Origin of the sequence: Georgenia sp. H159 (genome assembly GCF_035607575.1) — a bacterium.
Lineage (GTDB): Bacteria > Actinomycetota > Actinomycetes > Actinomycetales > Actinomycetaceae > Oceanitalea.
The window spans coordinates 470,663-493,621 of sequence record NZ_JAYDZY010000006.1 but is presented as its reverse complement, the minus strand read 5'-3'; the positions used below and the strand labels follow the sequence as shown (position 1 = coordinate 493,621).

Annotated in this window: 21 protein-coding genes and 1 pseudogene; 15 read left to right on the top strand and 7 right to left on the bottom strand. The window is 70.8% G+C overall.

Annotated elements, in window-relative coordinates; genetic code table 11:
• Positions 1-239: 239 nt before the first annotated feature.
• Entirely contained in the window at positions 240-1,394 is a 1,155-nt protein-coding gene (locus VR894_RS10480) for a D-alanine--D-alanine ligase family protein (protein ID WP_324651337.1), read from the top strand.
• A 3-nt stretch (positions 1,395-1,397) separates the two neighbouring features.
• On the opposite strand, the gene VR894_RS10475 is transcribed toward VR894_RS10480, so the two are convergent.
• Complete coding sequence (locus VR894_RS10475) at positions 1,398-1,964, bottom strand: DUF3515 domain-containing protein (RefSeq protein WP_324651336.1); 567 nt, start codon at positions 1,962-1,964, stop codon at positions 1,398-1,400.
• 90 nt (positions 1,965-2,054) lie between these two features.
• Between VR894_RS10475 and VR894_RS10470 the strand changes: the two genes are divergently transcribed.
• The 7 genes and pseudogenes from VR894_RS10470 to VR894_RS10440 all read left to right on the top strand — a co-directional run bounded on the left by VR894_RS10470 (position 2,055) and on the right by VR894_RS10440 (position 10,261).
• A complete protein-coding gene (locus VR894_RS10470) occupies positions 2,055-3,125 on the top strand; it encodes a thiamine-phosphate kinase (RefSeq protein WP_324651335.1) in 1,071 nt (356 codons plus the stop codon).
• Between the two features lie 208 nt (positions 3,126-3,333).
• Positions 3,334-5,268 carry an FAD-binding monooxygenase gene (locus VR894_RS10465; RefSeq protein WP_324651333.1) on the top strand — a complete coding sequence of 645 codons (1,935 nt, stop codon included), beginning with the start codon at positions 3,334-3,336 and terminating at the stop codon, positions 5,266-5,268.
• Position 5,269: 1 nt separating this feature from the next.
• On the top strand, positions 5,270-6,826 hold the full coding sequence (gene hpaE, locus VR894_RS10460; RefSeq protein WP_324651331.1) for a 5-carboxymethyl-2-hydroxymuconate semialdehyde dehydrogenase: 1,557 nt from the start codon (positions 5,270-5,272) through the stop codon (positions 6,824-6,826).
• Between the two features lie 22 nt (positions 6,827-6,848).
• A complete protein-coding gene (hpaD, locus tag VR894_RS10455) occupies positions 6,849-7,925 on the top strand; it encodes a 3,4-dihydroxyphenylacetate 2,3-dioxygenase (RefSeq protein ID WP_324651330.1) in 1,077 nt (358 codons plus the stop codon).
• A gap of 457 nt (positions 7,926-8,382) precedes the next feature.
• A complete protein-coding gene (locus tag VR894_RS10450) occupies positions 8,383-9,579 on the top strand; it encodes an IS110 family transposase (protein ID WP_324651329.1) in 1,197 nt (398 codons plus the stop codon).
• A gap of 21 nt (positions 9,580-9,600) precedes the next feature.
• Positions 9,601-9,957, top strand: a pseudogene (locus tag VR894_RS10445) (MFS transporter); the annotation flags it as partial.
• A 52-nt stretch (positions 9,958-10,009) separates the two neighbouring features.
• Complete coding sequence (locus tag VR894_RS10440) at positions 10,010-10,261, top strand: hypothetical protein (RefSeq protein WP_324651328.1); 252 nt, start codon at positions 10,010-10,012, stop codon at positions 10,259-10,261.
• A 218-nt stretch (positions 10,262-10,479) separates the two neighbouring features.
• On the opposite strand, the gene VR894_RS10435 is transcribed toward VR894_RS10440, so the two are convergent.
• The 3 genes from VR894_RS10435 to VR894_RS10425 form a co-directional block, all read right to left on the bottom strand.
• Complete coding sequence (locus VR894_RS10435; protein WP_324651327.1) at positions 10,480-11,715, bottom strand: NAD(P)/FAD-dependent oxidoreductase; 1,236 nt, start codon at positions 11,713-11,715, stop codon at positions 10,480-10,482.
• A gap of 11 nt (positions 11,716-11,726) precedes the next feature.
• Complete coding sequence (locus VR894_RS10430) at positions 11,727-12,053, bottom strand: 2Fe-2S iron-sulfur cluster-binding protein (protein WP_324651326.1); 327 nt, start codon at positions 12,051-12,053, stop codon at positions 11,727-11,729.
• A 66-nt stretch (positions 12,054-12,119) separates the two neighbouring features.
• Entirely contained in the window at positions 12,120-13,313 is a 1,194-nt protein-coding gene (locus VR894_RS10425) for a cytochrome P450 (protein ID WP_324651325.1), read from the bottom strand.
• Between the two features lie 113 nt (positions 13,314-13,426).
• Between VR894_RS10425 and VR894_RS10420 the strand changes: the two genes are divergently transcribed.
• Positions 13,427-14,353, top strand: a complete 927-nt coding sequence (locus tag VR894_RS10420) for a LysR family transcriptional regulator (RefSeq protein WP_324651323.1) — start codon at positions 13,427-13,429, stop codon at positions 14,351-14,353.
• A gap of 7 nt (positions 14,354-14,360) precedes the next feature.
• Here the strand turns inward: VR894_RS10420 and VR894_RS10415 are convergent, their stop codons facing one another.
• From VR894_RS10415 to VR894_RS10405, 3 genes are read right to left on the bottom strand one after another with little or no spacing between them, the layout of a single operon-like run.
• Positions 14,361-15,512 (bottom strand): thiolase family protein, encoded by a 1,152-nt coding sequence (locus VR894_RS10415; RefSeq protein ID WP_324651322.1) that lies wholly within the window; start codon positions 15,510-15,512, stop codon positions 14,361-14,363.
• Positions 15,509-15,913 (bottom strand): Zn-ribbon domain-containing OB-fold protein, encoded by a 405-nt coding sequence (locus VR894_RS10410; RefSeq protein ID WP_324651320.1) that lies wholly within the window; start codon positions 15,911-15,913, stop codon positions 15,509-15,511. Before VR894_RS10410 ends, VR894_RS10415 begins: the two co-directional genes overlap by 4 nt.
• 1 nt (position 15,914) lies before the next feature.
• Positions 15,915-16,697, bottom strand: coding sequence for an SDR family NAD(P)-dependent oxidoreductase (locus tag VR894_RS10405; RefSeq protein ID WP_324651319.1), 783 nt, complete (start codon positions 16,695-16,697; stop codon positions 15,915-15,917).
• A gap of 164 nt (positions 16,698-16,861) precedes the next feature.
• On the opposite strand from VR894_RS10405, the gene VR894_RS10400 reads away from it, so the two are divergent.
• The 6 genes from VR894_RS10400 to VR894_RS10375 all read left to right on the top strand — a co-directional run bounded on the left by VR894_RS10400 (position 16,862) and on the right by VR894_RS10375 (position 22,957).
• Complete coding sequence (locus tag VR894_RS10400; protein ID WP_324651318.1) at positions 16,862-17,794, top strand: LysR substrate-binding domain-containing protein; 933 nt, start codon at positions 16,862-16,864, stop codon at positions 17,792-17,794.
• A gap of 132 nt (positions 17,795-17,926) precedes the next feature.
• Entirely contained in the window at positions 17,927-18,919 is a 993-nt protein-coding gene (locus VR894_RS10395; RefSeq protein ID WP_324651416.1) for a helix-turn-helix domain-containing protein, read from the top strand.
• A gap of 17 nt (positions 18,920-18,936) precedes the next feature.
• The gene (locus VR894_RS10390) at positions 18,937-19,326 is read left to right on the top strand and encodes a nuclear transport factor 2 family protein (protein WP_324651317.1); all 390 of its coding nucleotides are present in this window, start codon (positions 18,937-18,939) and stop codon (positions 19,324-19,326) included.
• A gap of 82 nt (positions 19,327-19,408) precedes the next feature.
• A complete protein-coding gene (locus tag VR894_RS10385; RefSeq protein WP_324651316.1) occupies positions 19,409-20,584 on the top strand; it encodes an acyl-CoA dehydrogenase family protein in 1,176 nt (391 codons plus the stop codon).
• A gap of 28 nt (positions 20,585-20,612) precedes the next feature.
• Positions 20,613-22,184, top strand: a complete 1,572-nt coding sequence (locus tag VR894_RS10380) for a class I adenylate-forming enzyme family protein (RefSeq protein WP_324651315.1) — start codon at positions 20,613-20,615, stop codon at positions 22,182-22,184.
• Entirely contained in the window at positions 22,181-22,957 is a 777-nt protein-coding gene (locus tag VR894_RS10375) for an enoyl-CoA hydratase/isomerase family protein (protein ID WP_324651313.1), read from the top strand. The genes VR894_RS10380 and VR894_RS10375 overlap by 4 nt, the downstream gene beginning before the upstream one ends.
• Positions 22,958-22,959 lie beyond the last annotated feature (2 nt).

The window sequence follows — 22,959 nt, the reverse complement described above, 5'->3', positions numbered from 1 at the left end:
CCATGGCCGGGCCCCCGGTCCGCCCGCCGGGAGGCGGTCGGTCCGCGTGACCGTGGGCCGTCCCACCGGACCGTGCGCCCGTTCATGCAACCGTGCGCCCGTTCTGCTGGGCGCACGGCTCCACAACGGGCGCACGGTTCAGCTGTGCCCACCCTGCGCAGGCGCACGCCGCCCGACCCCACGGTCGGGAGGGCGCGTCGCGGGTGCCGTGACGGACCGCGCCGGTAGTCTCGCTGGCGATGAGCGACTCGACCCAGCCCGCCGCCGCTGCCACCCCTGCCGGCGCCCCGCCGCGCCGCACCCGGGTGGCCCTCGTGTTCGGGGGGCGCAGCGGCGAGCACCCGATCAGCTGCGCCACCGCCGCGGGCGTGCTGCGCGCGCTCGACCGCGACCGGTACGACGTCCTGCCCATCGGCATCACCCGGTCCGGGCAGTGGGTGGTCGTCCCGGACGACCCCGACGCACTGGCCCTCCACGGCGCCGAGCTGCCCGAGGTGACGGCGGCCCCCGGTGACGTCGTGCTCCCGATGGCCGACGCGAGCCGCGAGCTCACCGTCACCGAGTCCGGCCGGGTACCGCAGAGCCTGGGGGAGGTCGACGTCGTCTTCCCGGTGCTGCACGGCCCCTTCGGTGAGGACGGCACCCTCCAGGGGCTGCTCGAGATGGCCCAGCTGCCCTACGTCGGCTCCGGCGTGCTCGCCTCGGCGGCCGGCATGGACAAGCACTACATGAAGGTCGTGCTGGCCGGGCACGGCCTGCCCATCGGGCCCTACACCGTCATCACGCCCCGGCAGTGGCGCGTCGACCCCGCGGCAGCGGTCGACGCCGTGGAGAGCCTGGGCTACCCGGTGTTCGTCAAGCCTGCCCGAGGAGGGTCGTCCCTGGGGATCAGCCGGGTCGAGGATCGCGAGGCGCTCGAGGCCGCCGTCCGTGAGGCGCAGCGCCACGACCCCAAGGTCGTCGTCGAGGCCGCGCTCGAGGGCCGGGAGATCGAGTGCGCGGTGCTGCAGGGCCGTGGGGACGCGCCTCCGCGCACGGCGCTGCCCGGCGAGATCGCCGTCTCCGGCCACGGCTTCTACGACTTCGAGTCCAAGTACATCGACGCGGAGGGCGTGCGGCTCAGCTGCCCGGCCGACCTGCCCGAGGCCGCCTCCCAGCGCGTGCGGGAGCTCGCGGCGCAGGCGTTCGAGGCGCTCGGCTGCGAGGGGCTGGCCCGGGTGGACTTCTTCGTCAGCGCCTCCGGCGGGGTGACGATCAACGAGGTCAACACCATGCCGGGCTTCACGCCGTACTCGATGTACCCGCTCATGTGGGAGCGCAGCGGCCTGAGCTACCCCGAGCTGGTCGACGAGCTCGTCCAGCTCGCGCTCGAGCGCCCGGTCGGCCTGCGGTAGCCGTCAGTACACGTCCTCGACGCCCACGCACTGGCGCTCGACGGTGGTGTGCTCGACCGCCGTGGCGATCTCGACGAGCGGCGCCGTGGGCTGGTCCCCGCCCCGTTCGGCGGGGACCACCACCTCGATCGCGGGCACCCGCCCGTAGGTGATGAAGGTCCACGCCCCGCGCTCGCGGCGGGCGTGCTCGGGGACCATCTCGTCGTCGCCCTCCAGGGCGAGCCAGTCGACGGAGGTGTCGCCGGACTCCACCGTGATGCACCGCTCGGTGCTCGGGCCGGGGACCTCGACGCCGCAGCGCAGCGCGACGGGGGGCTCGCCCCAGGCGGCGGTGGACTGGCTTGCGATCGACCGCCGCTCGCCGTCGGCGACCTCACCGGGCAGCTGCTGGAGGACCTCCGCGCACACCGGGTCGGCCGCGTACGGCCCGGGCGGGACGTTGACGGCAGCGGACCCGCACCCGGCGAGCACCGCGACCCCGGCCACCACCCCCAGTCCGCGCCGTGCCCGTCGGGGCGGGTGCACGGGATCCAGTGCTCGGCGGGGGGAGGGGGTGTTGCGTGGCGTCACGACGTTCACGGTAGCCCGCCGTGGCCGGCGGCCCGGACCACGCGCCGACCCCGCGGCGTCCTGCGCCGGCCGCCCCGGTAGCGTGGCCGGGTGACCAGCACCGGCCCCGACGACGCTGCCGCCGTCGTCGCCGACCTCACCGAGGGCGAGCTCATCGCCCGCTTCGTCCCCCTGCTCCCGCGGGGCCGGGCCACGCTGGTCCCGACCGGTGACGACGCCGCGGTCATCGCGGCACCCGACGGCCGGTTCGTCGTCTCCACCGACGTCCTCGTCGAGGGCCACCACTTCCGGTCCGGGTGGGGCACCGCCCGTGACGTCGGCGCCCGGGCGGCCGCGCAGAACCTCGCCGACGTCGTGGCGATGGGCGCCGTCCCGACGAGCATGGTCGTCGGCCTGGTCATGCCCCCGACGACGCCCGTCCCCTGGGTGCTCGACCTCGCGCGCGGCCTCGCCGACGTGTGCTCCCCGCTCGGTGTCGGCGTCGACGGCGGCGACCTCAGCGCGGGCGAGCAGCTCGTCGTCGCGGTCACCGTCCACGGCGACCTCGAGGGTCGCGCCCCCGTGCTGCGCTCGGGGGCTCGGGTCGGGGACGTCGTCGCCCACGCGGGCGCCGTCGGCCGGTCCGCCGCCGGCCACGCCGTCCTGGTGGCGGGAGAGCAGGGTACGCGCGGGCCCGGTGCGGCAGCCCGGGCCGGCGAGGCGGCCGCGACCGGTCCCGACGACGACGCCGCAGCGGCCGCCGTCGTCGGCTCCTTCCTGCGGCCCACCCCTCCCTACGACGCCGGTCCTGCCGCTGCCGCCGCCGGTGCCACCGCGATGATGGACGTCAGTGACGGCCTGCTGCGCGACGCCGGGAGGATGGCGCGCGCCTCCGGTGTCGACCTCGTCCTCGACCCGCTCACCGACTGCCTTCCGGACACGCTCGACGCGCTCGGGCCGCTCGCCCGCCGGCTGGGCGTCGACCCGGCGGTATGGGTGCTGACCGGGGGAGAGGACCACGGCCTGCTCGCGACGTTCCCCCCCGACCGGCCGCTGCCGCGACCGTTCCGCCGCATCGGGGCCGTCGTCGCGGCCGGGGCGGGGGGGCCCCGCGTGACCACCAGCCCGCAGGACGCGGAGCACGGGACCGCGCTCGGCTGGGACCACTTCCGTCCCGCGTAGGGGCGGAGTCGGGTGGCAACTCCCGGCAACCAAAGACGAGTATGCGATCACCTATTTGAAATCGTATATGCTCCTGCTAGGGTCGTGGGATGTGGATCACACCTGGGGTCCCGACCCCGGTGCCGCCCGTCGCGTCGACGCATGATGACGTGCACCGTGCCGGCCCGCAGGGTGACCAGCAGCGCCTCGCAACGACGGAGGAGTAGGAATGCAGTTCCACCATCACGGCTACGTCTCGCACGACCCCCGGATCCAGCCGGCGGCGGGCATCGGCCTCGACCGTCCCGCGGACCTGCCGGACGAGTTCGACGTCCTCGTCGCCGGCACCGGCCCGGCCGGCACCATCACCGCGGCGCAGCTGTCGCAGTTCCCGCACATCCACACCCGTCTCATCGACCGCCGTCCGCACCGGCTGAAGATCGGGCACGCCGACGGCATCCAGGCGCGCAGCGTCGAGACCTTCCAGGCCTTCGGCTTCGCCGGCCGCCTCACCGACGAGGCGTACCGGATCACCGAGATGGCGTTCTGGAAGCCCGACCCGGAGGACCACGACCGCATCGTGCGCACCGCCCGGCCCGCCGACGACCCGAAGGGCATCAGCGAGTTCCCGCACCTCATCGTCAACCAGTCGCGGATCATCGACTACTTCAACGAGTTCATGGCGAACTCGCCCTCCCGGATGGCGCCCGACTACGGCATCGAGGTCCTCGGGCTGGAGAACACCGGCGAGGGGGACCACCCGGTCCACGTCACGCTGAGGTACACCGCAGGGCCCCGCGAGGGTGAGGAGCGCACGGTCCGGGTGAAGTACGTCGTCGGCGGCGACGGTGCCCACAGCGTCGTGCGCAGGGCCATCGGCCGCCAGCACGTCGGTCAGCAGGCCAACCACGCCTGGGGCGTCATGGACGTGCTCGCCACGACCGACTTCCCCGACATCCGCCTCAAGTGCGCGATCCAGTCCCGGGCCGGCAGCATCCTGCACATCCCCCGCGAGGGCGGGCACCTGTTCCGGATGTACGTCGACCTCGGTGAGGTCACCGACGAGCGCGCGGCGACCGTCCGCCAGACCCCCCTGGAGGAGATCGTCGCCAAGGCCAACGCGATCCTCCACCCCTACACCCTCGAGGTGAAGCACGTCGCCTGGTGGAGCGTCTACGAGGTCGGGCACCGCGTCACCGACAAGTTCGACGACGTGCCTGCCGAGCGCGAGGGCGAGCAGATGCCCCGGGTGTTCATCGCCGGCGACGCCTGCCACACGCACAGCGCCAAGGCCGGCCAGGGCATGAACGTCTCCTTCCAGGACGGCTTCAACATCGGCTGGAAGCTCGGCTACGTGCTCACCGGACGCAGCCCCGAGACGCTCCTGGAGACCTACTCCGCCGAGCGGCAGGTCGTCGCGCAGAACCTCATCGACTTCGACCGCGAGTGGTCCACCCTCATGGCCAGGCCCGCCGAGGAGTTCGAGAACCCCGCGGAGCTCGAGGACTTCTACGTCAAGACGTTCGAGTTCCCCGCCGGCTTCATGACGCAGTACACCCGCTCGCTCATCACGGGTGCGGACGACCGCCAGTCGCTCGCCGCCGGGTTCCCGGTCGGCAAGCGCTTCAAGTCCGCGATGGCCGCGCGGGTGTGCGACACCAACCCGCTGCACCTCGGCCACCTCGCCACGGCCGACGGCCGCTGGCGGATCTACGCCTTCGCCGACGGCGCCGCGGCCGGGCAGGACTCCGCCCTCGCGCGCTGGGCGCAGTGGCTGGGCAGCGCACCGGACTCACCGGTCGTGCGCTACACGCCCGCCGACGGCGACGACGACGCCCTGTTCGACGTCAAGGTCGTCTACCAGCAGGGCCACCAGCAGATCGACATCAACGCCGTCCCGCGGGTGTTCAAGCCCACCGTCGGCCCGTTCGGGCTCACCGACTACAACAAGGTGTTCGGGACCCTCGAGGGCAACGACATCTTCGACGTCCGCGAGATCGACCGGGGCGGCGCCGTCGTCGTCGTCCGTCCCGACCAGTACGTGGCGCACGTGCTACCGCTCGACGACACCGCCGGGCTCGCCGCGTTCTTCAACGCATTCCTCCTCGAGCCGGCGCAGGCCGCGACCGAGCCCACGCCCACCCCCGTCACGGAAGGAGTCTGAGATGACCCAGACCCAGCCCTCGCTCACCGTTCCCGCCGGCGTCCCGGAGCGGATCCGTCACTACATCAACGGCTCGTTCGTCGACTCGGTCGGCGGACAGACCTTCGACGTCCTCGAGCCGACGACCAACACCGTCTACGTCCAGGCCGCTGCCGGCCAGCAGGCCGACATCGACGCCGCGGTCGCGGCGGCGCGGGAGGCCTTCGAGAACGGGCCCTGGCCGCGGATGAAGAACCGCGAGCGGGCCCGGGTGCTCAACAAGATCGCCGACGCCGTCGAGGCGCAGGACAAGGCGCTGGCGGCGATGGAGTCCTTCGACACCGGGCTGCCGATCACCCAGGCGCAGGGCCAGGCGCGGCGCGCGGCGGAGAACTTCCGCTTCTTCGCCGACCTCATCGTCGCCGGCTCCGACGACGCCTACAAGGTGCCGGGCATGCAGATGAACTACGTCAACTCCTCACCGGTCGGCGTCGCGGGCCTCATCACCCCGTGGAACACCCCGTTCATGCTCGAGTCCTGGAAGCTCGCCCCGGCGCTCGCCTCGGGCTGCACCGTCGTGCTCAAGCCCGCCGAGTTCACCCCGCTGTCCGCGTCCCTGTGGGCCTCGATCTTCGAGGAGGCCGGGCTCCCGGCGGGCGTGTTCAACATGGTCAACGGGATCGGCGAGGAGGCCGGTGACGCCCTCGTCAAGCACGAGGACGTCAACCTCATCTCCTTCACCGGCGAGACCACCACCGGTCAGCTGATCTTCGGCAACGCCTCCCCGACGCTCAAGGGCCTGTCGATGGAGCTCGGCGGCAAGTCCCCGGCCATCGTCTTCGCCGACGCCGACCTCGAGGCCGCGCTCGACTCCACGCTCTTCGGGGTCTTCTCCCTCAACGGGGAGCGGTGCACCGCCTCCTCCCGGATCCTCGTCGAGCGGTCCGTCTACGACGACTTCGTCGCCGCCTACGCCGAGCGGGCCAGGAACATCAAGGTCGGCCCGCCGTCGGACCCGGCCACCGAGGTCGGTGCCCTGGTCCACCCCGAGCACTACGAGCGGGTCCTCGGCTACGTCGAGGCCGGTAAGGCCGAGGCCCGGCTCGTCGCCGGAGGGGAGCGCCCCGAGGGGCTGCCCGAGGGCAACTACCTCAGCCCCACCGTGTTCGTCGATGTCCCGCCGTCGGCCAAGATCTTCCAGGAGGAGATCTTCGGTCCCGTCGTCGCCATCACGCCCTTCGACGACGAGGAGCACGCCGTCGAGCTGGCCAACGACGTCAAGTACGGCCTGGCCGCCTACATCTGGACCAACGACCTCAGGCGCGCCCACACGGTCGCCGACCGCGTGCAGGCCGGGATGGTGTGGATCAACTCCCACAACGTCCGCGACCTGCGCTCGCCCTTCGGTGGCATCAAGGCCTCGGGGCTGGGAAACGAGGGCGGCTACCGCTCGCTGAGCTTCTACACCGAGCAGAAGGCCGTCCACATCACCCTCGGCGACGTCCACACCGCCCGCTTCGGGGCCGAGGGCTACAACGACGACGACCCGTTCTTCGCCGCCAAGAACCTGCAAGCCTGACCCGCTGACAAGGAAGACAGCCATGACCGACATGCCCGCGATCGCGACCGACCTGCCCGCCCCCGACATCCTGCGCTGCGCCTACATGGAGCTCGTCGTCACCGACCTCGCCGCCTCGCGCGAGTTCTACGTCGACATCCTCGGCCTCGTCGTCACCCACGAGGACGACGACGCCATCTACCTGCGCTCCTTCGAGGAGTTCATCCACCACAACCTCGTCCTGCGCAAGGGGCCCGAGGCGGCCGTCGCGGCGTTCGGGTTCCGGGTCCGCAGCCCCGAGGACGTCGACCGCGCCGAGGCCTACTACCGCGCCCTCGGCTGCGACGTGCGCCGCTCCGCGGAGGGCTTCGTCCGGGGCGTCCGCAACGCCGTACGCGTGCAGGACCCGCTCGGCTTCCCCTACGAGTTCTTCTACGAGGTCGACCACGTCAAGCGGCTCGCCTGGAACTACGAGCTCTACGGACCCGGTGCCCTCGTCCGCCTGGACCACTTCAACCAGGTCTACCCCGACGTCGTCACCGGCGCGGAGTACCTCGAGAACCTCGGCTTCAAGCGCACCGAGGACATCCAGGACGAGAACGGCGTCGTCTACGCGGGCTGGTTCGCGCGCAAGCACACCGTCCACGACACCGCCCTCACCGGCGGGGACGGGCCGCGGATGCACCACGTGGCCTTCTCCACCCACGAGAAGCACAACATCCTCTACATCTGCGACAAGCTCGGTGCGCTGCGCCGGTCGGACTCCATCGAGCGCGGCCCCGGGCGGCACGGCGTGTCCAACGCCTTCTACCTCTACCTGCGCGACCCGGACGGGCACCGCGTGGAGATCTACACCCAGGACTACTACACCGGCGACCCTGACAACCCCGTCGTCACCTGGGACGTGCACGACAACCAGCGGCGCGACTGGTGGGGCAACCCCGTCGTGCCCAGCTGGTACACCGAGGCCTCGACGGTCCTCGACCTCGACGGCAACGCCGTCCCCCTCATCCAGCGCGAGCAGCCCAAGGAGATGGACGTGACCATCGGCGCCGACGGCTTCTCCTACACCCGCAAGGGCGACACGGACCGCGGCTTCAAGCTCGGCAACCAGGTCTGACCCGTCCCGCACAGCATCGGAGCCGTCATAGCAGCAGAGCAACGAGTGCTCAACCCCATGCAACGGGAAGACTGACGCGTCGCCGTCGCCACCCTCGCCGGCCCACCATCGAGTGGTACGACTTCTCATCTATGTCAGCGCGGCAGCCCTCGTGCTCGCGCCGCTGTTCTTCGAGCCCTTCACGAGCTCGATGAGCGACCTCGCCCCGTTACCTTCTTCCTAGCTCCGATGGGTCGGGGCTCTGGTCGCCAGGTCCGGTATGACTGTCTGCCCCTGTCGTTTGCATGATCCGGGGGGTGTTGTCGCCGGGGCTGGTGGCGTGGGGTGACCGCTGATAGGGACAGGGCCGCCTCTCGCCCGGTGGGGTCGGGGGCAGGTCTCTTCGTAACGTGGGTGTCGGCTTCCTGCGCCAGACTGCGGCCAGTCAGGGACTGGGCTCGCAGAGGAGAACAGGAAGATGGTCCCCAGCGATTACGCGGTATTCGTCGGCTTGGACGTGGGCAAAGAAGAGCATCACGCCTGCGCCCTGGATCCGGGCGGTGCACGACTGCATGACAAGGTGCTGCCTCAGTCCGAGACTCAGATCCGCCGAGTGCTGACCGGTCTGGCGACGCGAGGCCCGGTGCTGGTGGTGGTCGACCAGCCCGCCTCGATCGGAGCGCTGGCTGTCACCGTGGCCCGTGACGTCGGCATCGACGTCGCCTATCTACCCGGACTGGCGATGCGGCGGATCGCGGACCTGCATCCGGGCAACGCCAAGACCGACGCCCGCGACGCCTACGTCATCGCCGAGGCTGCCCGGTCGATGCCCCATGCGCTGCGCCGCGTTGACGCCGGGGATGAGGCACTGGCCGACCTGGAAGTCATCGTGGGCTACGACGATGACCTGGCCGGGGAGGTCACCCGTGTCAGCAACCGGATCCGCGGACTGCTGACCCAGATCCACCCGGCGTTGGAGCGGGTGCTGGGACCCAAGATTCAGCACCCGGCCGTCCTGGAGCTGTTGGTGCGCTTCGGTGGCCCCCAAGGCCTGGCCGGGGCCAGTCGCCGGCAGTTGCTGGCAGCGACGAAGACCCGCGCTCCGCGGTCCTACGAGGCACTCATCGACTCCCTCACCACGGCCTTGGACGAGCAGACCGTCACGGTCCCCGGCACTCGGGCCGCAGAGCTCGTCCTGCCCAGGCTAACGGCGACCTTGCGCGAGCTCCTCCAACAACGGGAACAAGCCGCAGGCCAGATCGAGGAGATGCTCGATGCGCACCCTCTTTCCACGGTCCTGACCTCGATGCCCGGCATCGGCGTCAGGACCGGAGCCCGCATCCTGCTCGAGGTCGGCGACGGGTCGTCCTTCCCCACCAGCGGACACTTGGCCGCCTACGCCGGCCTGGCCCCCGTCACCCGCCGTTCGGGCACCTCGATCCGCGGCGAGCACCCCGCCCGCGGGGGCAACAAGCAACTCAAACGCGCGTTCTTCCTGGCAGCGTTCGCCTCGTTGTCAGACCCCGCCTCCCGCGCCTACTACGACCGCAAACGAGCCGCCGGCAAGAAGCACAACGCCGCCCTCATCTGCCTAGCCCGCCGCCGCATCGACGTCCTGCACGCCATGCTCCGCAACGGCACTCTCTACGAGACCAGACCCGCCCAAGCCGCTTGACCAACCGATAGGGACTCCCCCGCCCGGCTCATCTCCTCCGCCATGGTGGGCGTGAGCTCATTCTTCCGGCCGCTCGCGGCGATGGTCGCCGGGCACTACGGTGGCCGGCTGGCAAGCTCATGTTCGTCCTCATGGGCGGGGCGACGGTCCTCATCGGCCTCCTGCCCACGTACGACAGCATCGGGATGTGGGCGCCGATCCTGCTCGTCCTCCTCCGCGGCTCTAGGGCTTCTCCGCCGGAGGCGAGTGTGGCGGGGCGGCACTCATGGCCGTCGAGCACGCCCCGCCAAGAAGCGCGGCCTGTTCGGCCGGTTCCCGCAGATCGGCGTGCCGCTCGGCATGCTGCTGGCGGGCGGCGTCCTCGCGATGGTCACCTCGACGACGACGGAGGGTTCCTGCTCTCGTCGTGCTAGACGGCGACCGTGCCGAGATGTGCAGCGTCGCCCCTCCGGAGCAGAGCGGTTTCATCGGGCGTGACGGGACGGTGTCCCCGCGCTACGCCGACCAGCTCGAGCTCTACGTCGACTTCGAGTGCACGACCGACCACCTGTCCGCCGAGGACGTCGACGCCAATGTCGAGAGCATCACTTTGCTCGTGCCGCCGGCTCCCGAGCCGACGCCTACGCCGCCGCCGACACCCACGCCGAGCCTGACGGACGTGCAGCCGCCCGCGCCCACGTAGCCGCCGACCGCGGACACCGGAGGGCCGGGTGGCGGGGTTCGTTGCCGTCGACGGGGGCCGACGGGCTGATGCTCGGACGCTCTCCCTCGCTCTCGTCGTGGCGGGTGCAGCAGCCGCGGTGGCGGTTCGTCGCCGAGGCGCCGGGGGCGCTTAGCAGGTGCCCCGCCCGCGGGAGGGCTCGGTCGCGCACGGCGCGGCCGAGCCCTCCCGGGGACGCGTCAGCCCGCGGGCGTCTCTTGCTTGGAGTACGCCTTGAGGTCGAACTCCGGGTCCTGCACCTGGCCGACGGTCACCGGGAGCCGCTTCTGGAGCACCCGTCGGGCGGCCATGTGGTCGGCCGGCTGGTTGACGGACTCGACCGCCACCAACCGGTCCGCGTGGAAGGAGAAGACGGAGAACTTGCCGGTGGCCTGGTCCCCACGCGTCACCGTGAGGACGTCCGGAGCGGTCAGGCCGGCGATCTGGAGGCGGTAGGGGCCCTGGTTGGACCAGAACCACGGCGGGTCGGTGTACGGCGAGTCGTGCCCGACAAGGACCTTGGCGACGTGGCGCCCCTGGTCGGTCGCGTTCTGCACCGCCTCCAGCCGCACCCGGGCGTCGGCGTCGACGCTGGGGAAGGCGGCGCAGTCCCCGATGGCATAGATCGCCGGGTCCTGCGTGCGCAGTCGGTCGTCGACCACGATGCCGTTGTCGACCTCGAGGCCGGCGTCGACGGCGAGCTCGACGTTCGGCACCACCCCGATCCCGATGAGCACGAGGTCGGCGGGGTAGCGAGCACCGGTCGTGCTCCACGCGGCGGTCACCCTACCGTCGTCCCCCTCGAAGTGCTCGATGCCCTCGGACAACCGCAGGTCAGTGCCCAGTGCGGCGTGGGCGTGCACGAAGTACTCCGACATTGCGGAGGAGAGCACCCGCCCCATCGGCCGCGGCGCCCCCTCCAGCACCGTGACCTGCAGGTCGTGAGCGCGGGCGGCGGCTGCGAACTCCAGACCGATGAAGCCCGCGCCCACGACCACCACCCTCCGGACGCGGCCCAGCTCCTCCCGGAGGGTTTCCGCGTCGGTCAGGGTGCGTAGCCCGTGGATCCCACCGAGCTCGATGCCCGGGACCGAGAGCCCACGGTTCCGCGCACCGGTGGCCAGGACAAGGGCGCCGTACCCGAGCTCGCTGCCGTCGGCCAGGTGCACGGTCCGGCTGCGACGGTCTATCCCGGTGGCGGCCACCCCCGAGCGCAGGGTCACGCCGCTCTCGGAGTAGAAGCGGTCCCCGCGGAGCGGCAGCGGGGTCGGCTGCCCGTCGGGAAGCATGTAGTCCTTAGACAGCGGCGGCCGCTGGTAGGGCGCCACGCTCTCGTCGGCGACGATGGTCACCGCGCCGGTGAACCCGCCGGCGCGGAGGGAGTCGGCTACCTGCACGCCGGCCTGCCCACCGCCGACGATGACGACGTCGTCCATGGCGCCGCGGCTCAGACCTGGCTGGGCGGAACGTCGACCTCGAGCCGGTCGAAGTGCGTACCGCACTTGAGCTGGCAGCTCAGGCGGCTGCGCTCGTCGTCGCGCGGCGCCGTCGTGCAGTCGAGCATCTCGTCCTCGTCGTCGCTGATCTCCGGCAGTCCGTCGAGGTACTCCTCACGCACGTACACGTGGCACGTGGCGCACATGGCCTGGCCGCCACACTCACCGACGATGCCGGGGACGCCGTGTCCGACGGCGGTGCGCATGACGCTGGTGCCGTCCTCTGCCTCGACGACGTCGGGGTCGGCGTCCGGGTGGTGGTAGGTGACTGTGGGCATGGTGGCGCTCCTAGAGGGGGTGAGGGAGGGAGGTGTCAGTGGTACGTCCGCGCGGAGGACAGGTGCTCAGCCCCAGTGCACCGGCAGGCTGAGCATGCCGCGGAACACCCATCCGGCGTCCTTGGCGGAGTTGTACGGGTCCAGTCGCAGGTTCGGCAGCTCGTCGAACAGCATCGGGGCGGCAACCTGCATCACCGACGCGCGGGCCACCCATGTGCCGGCGCAGAAGTGGTTACCGCCACCGAAGGCGAGGTGCGGCTGCTTGGGCCGATTGATGTTGTAGGTCTCGGGGTCCTCGAACACGGCGGGGTCCCGGTTGGCAGCGCCGATGACGACCCCCAGACGGGCACCCTTCGGCACCATGACACCGTCCAGGACGGTGTCGCGGGTGGCTTCGCGCGGGTACATCCCGATGGGGGCGACCCAGCGCACCGACTCCTCGAAGGCGTCCGCCCAGCGGCCGTCCTGCAGCACCTGCTGCAGCTGGTCGGGATTGGACAGCAGCGCCCACACCATGGTGCCCAGGGCGTCACGCGGCTCGTTGAGCCCGCCGCCGATGGTCATCTTCATGTTGGCGCGGACCGCCTCGAGGGAGATGGGCATGTCGGCGAGCTGGGAGAGCAGGCTGCCATCGGGGTTGTCGCGGTAGTACGGCAGGAGCTGGTCGATGGCCTCGTCCACCTCCTGGGAGGAGGTAAGGGCCTTCGCCCACACGTCGGGGTCGTCGGCGTAGTTGCCGGTCCCGTCGATCATGGTCTGGGACCACCGCTGCATGTCCTCCTGGGTGGCGTCCCGGAAGCCCATGATGAGGCGCAGGTTCTCGGCGGCGTAGGGCGCGGCGAACTCGGCGATGAGGTCCGCACCCGACCCGGCGTCCTTCAGCCGGTCGAGGTAGGTGCGGGCGTTGCGCTGGAAGACCTCGGTCCAGTGCTGCTTGATCGCCCGGGGGCGCAGCACGCCGCCGTAGGACTTGCGCTCCACCTCGTGCTCGGGGTCGTCCTTGCGGAGCATGCTGTGGCCCATCGAGCGCTTCATCAGCGAGCCGGTCTCGTCGGCGGAGAAGCGCTCCTGGTCCTGCTCGATCTCGTGGCAGGCGTGGTAGCCGACCACCATGTACCGGCCCACCGCGGGCACCCAGTGCACCGGGGCATCGGCGCGCATCCGCTGGTAGATGGGGTAGGGGTTGGCGTACAGGTCCGCGATGGTGACCCAGTCCGCGGTGGGGATCGGGCGGGCGTCAGCGGTGGCTTCGGTGGTCATCCTCGACTCCTTCATGTCGCCGGCCGGCGGTCGGTCGTTGGTTCCAGTGTGAGGCCCCGCACTTCACCTAGTAAAGTTCAAGTTTCCGCACAGACACCACTAGATCGGTTCATATGGCTCCGCCCCGCTACACACTGCGGCAGCTCGCGTACTTCGTCGCCGTGGCCGACACCGGGTCGGTGTCCGCGGCGGCGACGCGCCTGCACGTCTCACCCACGGCCGTGTCGGCCGCGATGACCCAGCTGGAGAAGGTGCTGCGGACCCAGCTCATGGTTCGCCGCAAGGCCCACGGGGTGTCGCTCACGCCGGCGGGCACCTACCTGTACTCGCGCGCACAGGGGCTGCTGCAGGAGGCGGAGGAGCTCGAGCTGAGCGTGGCCAGCGGGGGACAGGTGCTGCGCGGGCCGCTCGTCATCGGCTGCTACGTCACGGTGGCGGCCACGGTGGTGCCGCCGCTGATGGAGGGGTTCGCAGCCGAGCATCCTCAGGTCGACCTGTCCTTCGTCACGGGCACCCAGGACGAGATCCCGCTCCGCCTGCTCGACGGCGAGCTCGACCTCGCCGTCGTCTACGACATGGACCTGCCCGAGGGCCTGCACATGCGCGTACTGTTCGAGACGGCCGCCTACGTGCTGCTGCCCGCCGGTCACCGGCTGGCCGACGCCCCGGAGGTGGCGTTGGCCGACCTTGCCGCCGACCCGATGATCCTGCTGGACGCGCCGCCGAGCAGCCGGCACACCATGACCCTGTTCGACCGTGATCGCGTAACTCCGCACGTCGCGCACCGCACCACCGACTACGAGCTGACCCGCTCGCTCGTGGCACGTGGCTTCGGGTACGCGATCCTGGTCCAGCGTCCCGCCGGTGACCTGTCCTTCGAGGGGCTGCCCGTTGTGGCCCGGCCCATCGTCCCGGCCGTGCCTCCTGTCCAGGTCCTCATTGTCTGGGCCCAGGGCACGCGGTTGACCGACCGGGCCCGGGCGATGATCGCCTACGCCCCGCAGGTGAGGTTCCCGCGCATCGAGGACCCGGCGCCCTGAGTGCCGGTCAGACCGTGAGGACCTGGACCGCGCACGCCCCCGTCTCGATCCCGGCCGAGGCGCCACCGAGCATCTGCGCCACACCGACCCGCGCCCCGGGCACCTGCACGTCGCCGGCCGTGCCACGCAGCTGCGCGGTGACGTCGGCGACCACGCGCACCCCCGATGCCGAGAGGGGGTGCCCCAGGGACAGCAACCCCCCGCTGGGGTTGACCGGCACGCGGCCACCGAGGCTGGTGGCTCCCGAGCGCAACAGACCCACCCCGTCACCGACCGGGCACAGCTGGAGATCCTCGTAGTGGACGATCTCCTCGGAGGCGAAGGCGTCGTGCAGCTCGACGACGTCCACGTCCAGTGGGTCGACGCCCGCGGACTCGTACGCCAGTGCGGCCGTGGTGGCTCCCAGGGTGAAGGAGGTGAGGTCACGCCGCTTGTAGAAGTAGTCGCCCGAGCGCAGCACGGACGCGGCGATCCGCACCCGCGGTGTCGAGCTCGCGATCCGCTCCGCGTACTGCGCCGAGCACAGGACGACCGCGGCCGCTCCGTCGGTGTTCGGACAGCACTCCAGGAGCCGGATCGGGTCGGCGATGACCCGCGAGGCGAGGACCTCCTCCACGGTCAACCGCGCGCGGTACTGCGCGCGCGGGTTGAGCGCCCCGGCGTCGTGCGCCTTGACCGAGACGCGGGCGAAGTCCTCCTCCGTGGCCCCGTGGGTTTCCATGAGGCGGCGCGCCTGGAGGGCGAAGACGACGGGCATCGTCATGCCCAGCTGCCCGTCGAGGTCCGACTCGGCCGGCGGGATCAGCTTCCCGGCCACCGGGCTCGTGGTCATCGACTCCACGCCGAGGGCGAGCCCGACGTCGCAGAACCCGCCGGCGATGCTCTTGTACAGCTCGTGCACCGCCGTGGAGCCGCCGGCGCAGGCGTTCTCCACGTTCACCATCTCGATCGCGGTCACCCCGATGCCCTTGAGCACGACTTGGCCGGTGATCATCTCCGAGTACAGCCGCGAGGTGTAGGCCATCTGCAGGTCCGAGCCGCGGATCCCGGCATCGGCGAGCGCCGCGGTCGCTGCCTCGCCGCCCAGCTGCTCCACGGTCGACTCCCGGAGCTTGCCGAACTGGCTCTGCCCCACACCGAGGACGACGACGTCCCTCATGCGCGCTCTCCCTCCGCCGGGACGAACACGTGCCCGCGCACGGGCGTGCCGTCCTCCCGCTCCCACAGGTCCTGCACGTCGACGGTCATCGGCTGGCCGACCCGGTAGGTGTCGGAGCCGCGCAGCTGACCGAAGACGAGCACCGGCGTACCGTCCGGGTCGGTGAAGCGGACGTAGCCCACCGTGTAGCCCGGAGCGAAGTTAGCGGCGGCCATCGCCACCCGCGTATACGTGAACAGCTCACCGGTTCGGCCCAGCTCGACCTCCGTCCAGCCGGCCCGCCCGGTCGGGGGGAACGCGACGGCGCCGGTCGCCTCCTCGCGGGAGGCCAGGAGGACCGGCCCGGCGGGCCCCTGGCGCACCGTCCCCTCCCTCAGCGGCGTGGTTCCGTCCGTGCTCATCTCAGCTCCGTCCGGGCGCGACGGGGAGGTACACGCCGCCGTCGAACCGGTACGTGCGTCCGTTGTGCAGGCGATTGCGGAGGAGCTCCTCGACGAACATGGCGAACTCGACGCCCGCGCCGAGCCGCTTCGGGAACAGCGTCACGTCGACCATCTCCTCCTTGACCGCCGGCGGGATCGTCTCGTAGATGGGGGTGTCGAACGCGCCGGGAGCGATCGTCATGACGCGGATGCCGTGCTCGGCGAGCTCCCGTGCCAGCGGCAGGGTCATTGCCACCAGCGCCCCCTTGGAGGCGCTGTAGGCCACCTGCCCGACCTGCCCCTCGAAGGCCGCCCCGGAGGCCACCGCGATGAGCACGCCACGCTCGCCGTCGGGGCCGGGCTCCCCGGCCACCATCTGCGCGGCCGCCGCGCGCATGACGTGGACGGTCCCGTAGACGTTAACCTTCATCACCGCGTCGAACCGCTCCATGGGCAACGGCCCGCGCTGGCCGAGCAGCTTGCCCGGAGCGGCGATGCCGGCGGCTGCGACGACCGCGGTGATGCCGTTGAAGGCATGTGCTCCCTGGGCGACTGCCACATCGACGGCGTGCTCGTCGCTGACGTCGACGTTGCTGTAGAGGTAGCGGTCACCGAGCTCGTCGGCGAGGGCCGCGCCACGCTCGGCATCGACGTCGAGGGCCACGATGCCGCGCGCGCCGAGGCCGAGCAGATGACGGGCGGTCGCCTCGCCCAGGCCCGAGGCTGCCCCGGTGATGACGGCGACCGTCCTCGAGATGTCCACGTGTGCCCTCCAGGGGATCGAGGGAGGAGCGGTCCTCCCCGCTCTGTCATGCGCGGGTGCGCGGCGACGTGCCGCGCCTCCGAGCTCGACTATGCCCGTGACATGCAGTTGTGTAAAACGCGTAAAGTTAAGCAGTCCTACCGGAATTAGTCCTAAGGAGCGATGTGCGCACCGGCGTGACCCTGCGCCAGCTGGCCTACTTCATCGCGGTCGCCGAGACGGGGACGACCGCGGCGGCTGCCGAACGGCACTACATGTCGCAGTCGGCGATCTCCGCCGCCCTCACCGACCTCGAGCGGACGCTGCAGGTCCAGGTCCTGATCCGGCGCAGGGGCAAGGGCGTGGAGCTCACCGGCGCCGGACGCGAGATCCTCGCCGACGCCCGCCACCTGCTCACCGCGGCCGAGGAGCTCGAGCGCAAGGCCTCCGGCCTGCAGCAGTCGTTGTCCGGCAGCCTCGTGGTGGGCTGTTTCGCGACCATCGCCCCGCAGGTCATGCCCCGGCTGCTGGCCGGGTTCGCCGACCTGCATCCCGAGGTGGACGTCGACTTCCTCGAGGAGGGGCAGCCCGAGCTCCACGCGGCGCTGCTCGAGGGGCGGCTGGAGCTCGCCGTCCTTTATGACCACGACACGCCCGACGGAATCGTCGGGGAGGTGCTGTACGCCCCGCGCGCGCACGTCCTCCTGCCGTCCGGACACCGGCTCGCCGACGCCGCGTCGGTGTCCCTGCGGCAGCTCGCCGGAGAGCCGTTCGTCCTGCTCGAGGCACACCCGAGCCAGCTGTTCGTCCGGGAGACCTTCGCCGCCGCCGGGGTGGAGCCGGCAGTACGGTTCCGCTCGCGGAGCTTCGAGCACATCCGGGCGCTGGTGCACCGTGGCCTGGGCTACACCGTTCTCGCCGAGCGCGAGGGGGGAGACCCGCACCGCTGGGGCCCGGCGCTGAAATCCGTCCTCGTCGCCGATCCGGTGCCGCCGCAGACCATCATGCTGGCGCGAGCCGCGGGGGCACGCATGACCCGCCGGGCTCAGGCCTTCCGCGACCTCTGCCTGGACACAGCGCTCGGCTCGCTTCCCGCGGTAGGTCCGGAGACGGCTTGACAGGTGACGCGGAGCACATATGATCGTATAGGACATCGTCAATGACGGCGGGTCTGGGGCAGTCGCCCGTCACCTGGGGGCAGTGGCGGGCGGGGCCATTCATCCAACGGTAAGGAGGCTGTGGCCTTGACGGTGACCGTAACGCTGGCCCCCTCGGCGCCCACGCTCGAACAGTGCGCCGCGAACACCTTCGGTGAGTGGGTCGACCTGATCGGCAGCCGGTTCGTCCGCCTCAACCTCAGTACGCCGGATCCCGCCGTCTTCAATGGCGAGCTGCGCTCCCTCGCGATCGAGGGCACGCACATCTCCGATATCCGGGCCGGTGCCCACCGGGTGGAGCGGCGGGAGACAGACGTCCTCCCCAGTGACCCACGCCACCTCAAGGTCACCCTCCAACTGCGGGGCACTGGCGTCGTCGCGCAGGACGGACGCGAGGCGGTCCTCCACGCGGGTGACGTCGCCATCTACGACACGTGCCGACCGTACACGCTGGAGTACAGCGACGACATGCGCACCCTGGTGATGGTCTTCCCGCACCAGACGCTCGGGGTCTCGGCCGGCCTCGTGCACAACCTCACGGCGGTCCGCCTGTCGGGGGACAGTGGCATCGGCAGAGTCATCTCTCCCTTCATGCAGCATGTCGCGGAAAACCTCGACCAGCTCACCGGGGCGAACGGCTCCAGGATCGTGCGTAGCGCCCTCGACCTGCTCACCGCCATGCTGTCGGAGGAGCTCGTGGAGCACCACGCTCCCGAGGAGCCGTGGAAGCGCATCCTGGACGCCGTCCAGCAGTACATCGACAGCCACTTGGACGACCCCGAGCTCAGCGCCGCCAAGGTCGCTCGTGAGCACTACGTGTCGCTGCGGTACCTGCAGTACCTGTTCCACCAGGAGGGACAGACCGTGTCGGGCTACATCCGCCAGCGTCGGCTGGAGCGGTGCCGTCTGGACCTCCAGGACCCCGCGCTGCAGGACCAGTCGATCCTGCGCGTGGCCCAGACCTGGGGGTTCACCGACCCGAGCCACTTCAGCAAGGTGTTCAAGGCGGCCTACGCCACCAGTCCCCGCGAGTACCGGGCCCGCTTCGAGGCGCAGCGCGAAGCGCGCCGCGCCGCGGCCTCGTGATCCCGACAGGAGCAGTGATGGAACCAGTTGAAGTCGTCATGGCGCACTACGAGGCGATGTCCCGCGGTGACGTCGAGGCCGCCATGCGGAACTTCGCCGCGGACGTGCGGTGGACCGAGGCGGCCGGCTGGCCGTACCCCGGCACGTCCGTGGGCCGGGAGGAGGTTCTGGCCAACGTCTTTGGCCAGATATCGCGCGACTGGGAGAAGTTCGCCGCTATCCCCTCCGAGCCCGTGGCCCAGGGTGACACCGTCGTGGTCCTCGGTACCTACCGCGGGACCCACCGGGTGACCGGCCGGGCGTTCGACGCGCGCTTCGCGCACGTGTGGCGGGTGCGTGGGGGAGAGGTCGTCGAGATGGAGCAGATCGCCGACTCCGCCCGTGCCCTGGCGGTGATGGGGCAATGAGCTCGGCGTCCCTGCGCGTGCACCGTAGTGCACTGCACCCAGGGACAAGCCACATTCGGCCGGTCTCCGCGAGTATCGGTACATGACCACCCAGACAGCAGCCACCCAGTTCCTGTTCACCGCCGAGCAGGAGGACTACCGGGCGCGATTGCGGGCCTTCGGTGACACCTTCGCCGATGGCTACCACGAGAGAGCGCTGAGCACCGAGTTCTTCTGGGACGTCTACGAGGGCATGGCCGACCAGGGAGTGCTCGGGCTGTCGGTGCCCCGGGAGCTGGGCGGCCAGGGCGAGACCGCCATAACCTCCGGGATCGCGATGGAGGAGATCGCACACGCAGACTTCAACGCCGGGTTCGCCCTCTTCGGTGCCCTGTGCACCAATGCGCTGCTCGCCGAGCACGCTTCCCCCGAGGTCCGAGACTCCTGGCTGCCGCGGGCGCTGGCAGGGAAGACGGCGATCGGCCTCGCGCTCACCGAGCTCGTCGCCGGGTCCGACGCTCGCGGCATCCAGACCCGCGCGACCAAGGTGGACGGCGGGTGGACGATCACGGGCCACAAGACCTCCTCGGGGTTCACCATGGTGGCCGGAGCGACGATCGTGTTCGCCCGCACCGGTGACGGCCCGAAGGACATCACCGCCTTCCTCGTCCCACTGGACAGCGCCGGCGTGGACCGCGAGCGGATCCCGAGCTTCGGGTTCCGACCCACCGGCCGCGGGAAGATCGGCCTGAGCGACGTCTTCGTCCCCGAGGTGAACGTCGTCGGTCAGGTCGGCCAGGGGTTCGGCCTTGTCATGGAGGCCTTCGACTACACCCGTGCCATCCTCGCGCTGCTCGGGGTGGGCACCGCCACCCGTGCGCTCGACGTGACGATCGACTTCGTCAGCGAGAGGGAGACGTTCGGGCAGAAGCTGGCCACCCGTCAAGGGGCGACCTTCCCCATCGCCGAGCACCTCACCGTGTTGGAGTCCGTGCGCTGGATGGCCTACCACACCCTGGCCCTGAAGGACGCCGGCCTGCCGCACACCAAGGAGGCGGCCATGGTCAAGTGGTATGGCACCAAGGCTTCCGTCGACGCGGTCCGCGACGCCATCGTGCTCTTGGGTCACCGCGGCTACTCCGAGGAGCTTCCCCTTATGCAGATGATGCGGGACCTCGCGGGGCTGGAGATCGCGGACGGCGCCCCGCAGATCCAGAAGATGATCATTACCCGGGAGGTCTTCGGACGGTCCCACTACCGACGCGGCACGACGGCGTGAGACCGGCGCGGCAAGGAGAGGCACGACGATGAAGGTCATCGACAACTTCGACACGGGGCTCGCGCTGGGACCAAACCGTCCCGTCCTCGTGGACCCGGGCACCGGTGAGGTGCGGACATACAACGAGGTGGCGCGCTTCACCCACCGGTTCGCGCACGCCGTCCGTTCCCGCGGCCTCGGCAAGGACTCGAAGATCGCCGTGCTGAGCCGCAACGACGTACTCATGTACGAGGTGATCCTCGGCACCATGCGGTCCGACGCGATCTGGACGCCGATCAGCGCCCGGGCGAGCTACCCCGAGACGGTCGACCTGCTCACCCGCTTCGACTGCGACGTGCTGTTCTACGAGGAGGGCACCGAAGCGCTGCTCGGGCTCATCGCCGCCTCCTCTCGCCGCGGCATGGATACCGTGCCGCTGAACCGCGAGGCCGTCGAGCGCTGGGTCGGGGACCAGCCCGACACGGACTTCCGGTCCGACGCGACGGGCGAGACCATCTACGCGATCCAGGCCACGGGCGGTACCACGGGTGTGCCCAAGGGCGTGCTGTTCTCCAACGACAACGCCGAGTACATCGTGCGCAGCTTCGAGACGATGTGCCCCTTCACGGCGACCGAACGGACACCACACCCGGTCTTCCTAGCCTCGGCGCCGCTCACCCACGCTGCGGGCCAGGTGATGCAGCTGGCCCTGCGCCAGGGCGGGACCGGCGTCGTCGTCGGTGCGGCCCGCCCGGCGGAGCTGCTCGAGCTGATCGAGCGCTTCTCGGTCACCCACCTCTTCCTGCCTCCGACGGTCATCTACGGGATGCTCGAGCAGCCCACCCTGACCGCGCACGACTACTCCTCGCTGCAGTACCTCCTCTACGGCGCCGCGCCGATGTCCCCGAACAAGCTCGCGCAGGCCGTCGACGCCTTCGGTCCGGTGCTCGCCCAGCTCTACGGGCAGACCGAGACCGGCGTGCCCAACGTCTTCATGCGTCCCGAGGAGCACTTCGTCGACGGTGACCCGGCCAACGGCATCGCCCCCGCCTCCCGGCTGACGGCGGCCGGACGCCCCGTTCCCGGCACGAGTCTGGTCATCCTGGACGAGGACGGCAACCCCCGACCCGTCGGGGCGACGGGCGAGATCGCCATCGACTGCAAGGGGGTCACCCCGGGCTACTACGACGATCCGGAGGCCACGGCCGCCGTGAAGGCCGGGCGCTACCACCGCACCGGTGACATCGCGTTCATCGACGAGGACGGCTTCGTCCACATCGTCGACCGCAAGCGCGACATCATCATCACCGGCGGGTTCAACGTGTACTCGGCCGAGGTGGAACGCCGCATTCTGTCCTTCCCCGGGGTACAGGAGTGTTCGGTCTTCGGTGTTCCCGACGAGAAGTGGGGGGAGGCGGTCACCGCCGCCCTCGAGCTCTCACCCGGCGCCACGGTCGACATCGAGGAGCTGCGTGCCTACTGCCGGGCCGAGCTCGGCCCGGTGAAGACCCCCAAGCATTTCGAGATCCGCGACCGACTGCCCCGCAGCGCCGTGGGCAAGGTCCTCAAGCGCGAGCTGCGCGCGGAGCACTGGAAGGGCAACAAGAGGATGGTTTCATGACGGACGGCACGCTGATGGCCGAGCGCACCGGCGACGTCCTCGCCGTCACGCTCAACCGGCCCGACTCCCTCAACGCCATCACCATGGAGATGCTCGACGAGCTGGACGCGGTGCTCGACGCGGCACTGACCGACGGCACCCGGGTGGTGACCCTCACCGGTGCCGGGCGCGCGTTCTGCGCCGGCGCGGACCTCAGCGCCTTCGGGACCGAGCCCGGCGCGACCCTGCCCTTCCTCGAGCGGCTGCAGGCGGTCCTCGTGCGGATCACCGAGCTGCCGCTGCCGGTGGTGGCCGCCGTGAACGGGACGGCGATGGGCGGCGGACTGGAACTTATCCTCGCCTCCGACTTCGCCATCGCCGCGGAGTCGGCCAAGGTCGGCGACGGGCACACCAACGTCGGGGTCATCCCCGGCGGCGGTGGCGCGACGGTCCTGCACCACCGGGTACCGCCGGCGATCGCCAAGTACGTCGTCTTCACCGGTGGCCGCCTCACCGCCGCGCAGTGGCAGACCTACGGGCTCTTCGCCGAGGTGGTCCCCGGGGACGAGCTCGCCGAGCGCACCGGCCAGGTGGCCGCCCGGCTCGCGGCCAAGAGCCCGCTGGCGCTGCGGTCGATCAAGGCGCTCATGGCGAGGACGCGTGAGGTCACCAACCCCGCGACCGCCCTCGGCATGGAGCTCGCGGCCAACGTGGAGTACTCCACGTCCTTCGACATGGCCGAGGGCGTTCGCGCCTTCAACGAGAAGCGCACCCCCCGGTTCCGGGGGGAGTGAGC

Excerpts from the sequence above, each read along its gene's own strand:
- VR894_RS10480 (WP_324651337.1), top strand. The coding sequence starts at position 240 with ATGAGCGACTCGACCCAGCCCGCCGCCGCTGCCACCCCTGCCGGCGCC.
- VR894_RS10465 (WP_324651333.1), top strand. The coding sequence starts at position 3,334 with ATGCAGTTCCACCATCACGGCTACGTCTCGCACGACCCCCGGATCCAG.
- hpaE (WP_324651331.1), top strand. The coding sequence starts at position 5,270 with ATGACCCAGACCCAGCCCTCGCTCACCGTTCCCGCCGGCGTCCCGGAG.
- hpaD (WP_324651330.1), top strand. The coding sequence starts at position 6,849 with ATGACCGACATGCCCGCGATCGCGACCGACCTGCCCGCCCCCGACATC.
- VR894_RS10450 (WP_324651329.1), top strand. The coding sequence starts at position 8,383 with ATGGTCCCCAGCGATTACGCGGTATTCGTCGGCTTGGACGTGGGCAAA.
- VR894_RS10440 (WP_324651328.1), top strand. The coding sequence starts at position 10,010 with ATGTGCAGCGTCGCCCCTCCGGAGCAGAGCGGTTTCATCGGGCGTGAC.
- VR894_RS10435 (WP_324651327.1), bottom strand. The coding sequence starts at position 11,715 with ATGGACGACGTCGTCATCGTCGGCGGTGGGCAGGCCGGCGTGCAGGTA.
- VR894_RS10430 (WP_324651326.1), bottom strand. The coding sequence starts at position 12,053 with ATGCCCACAGTCACCTACCACCACCCGGACGCCGACCCCGACGTCGTC.
- VR894_RS10425 (WP_324651325.1), bottom strand. The coding sequence starts at position 13,313 with ATGACCACCGAAGCCACCGCTGACGCCCGCCCGATCCCCACCGCGGAC.
- VR894_RS10420 (WP_324651323.1), top strand. The coding sequence starts at position 13,427 with ATGGCTCCGCCCCGCTACACACTGCGGCAGCTCGCGTACTTCGTCGCC.
- VR894_RS10415 (WP_324651322.1), bottom strand. The coding sequence starts at position 15,512 with ATGAGGGACGTCGTCGTCCTCGGTGTGGGGCAGAGCCAGTTCGGCAAG.
- VR894_RS10410 (WP_324651320.1), bottom strand. The coding sequence starts at position 15,913 with ATGAGCACGGACGGAACCACGCCGCTGAGGGAGGGGACGGTGCGCCAG.
- VR894_RS10390 (WP_324651317.1), top strand. The coding sequence starts at position 18,937 with ATGGAACCAGTTGAAGTCGTCATGGCGCACTACGAGGCGATGTCCCGC.
- VR894_RS10385 (WP_324651316.1), top strand. The coding sequence starts at position 19,409 with ATGACCACCCAGACAGCAGCCACCCAGTTCCTGTTCACCGCCGAGCAG.
- VR894_RS10380 (WP_324651315.1), top strand. The coding sequence starts at position 20,613 with ATGAAGGTCATCGACAACTTCGACACGGGGCTCGCGCTGGGACCAAAC.
- VR894_RS10375 (WP_324651313.1), top strand. The coding sequence starts at position 22,181 with ATGACGGACGGCACGCTGATGGCCGAGCGCACCGGCGACGTCCTCGCC.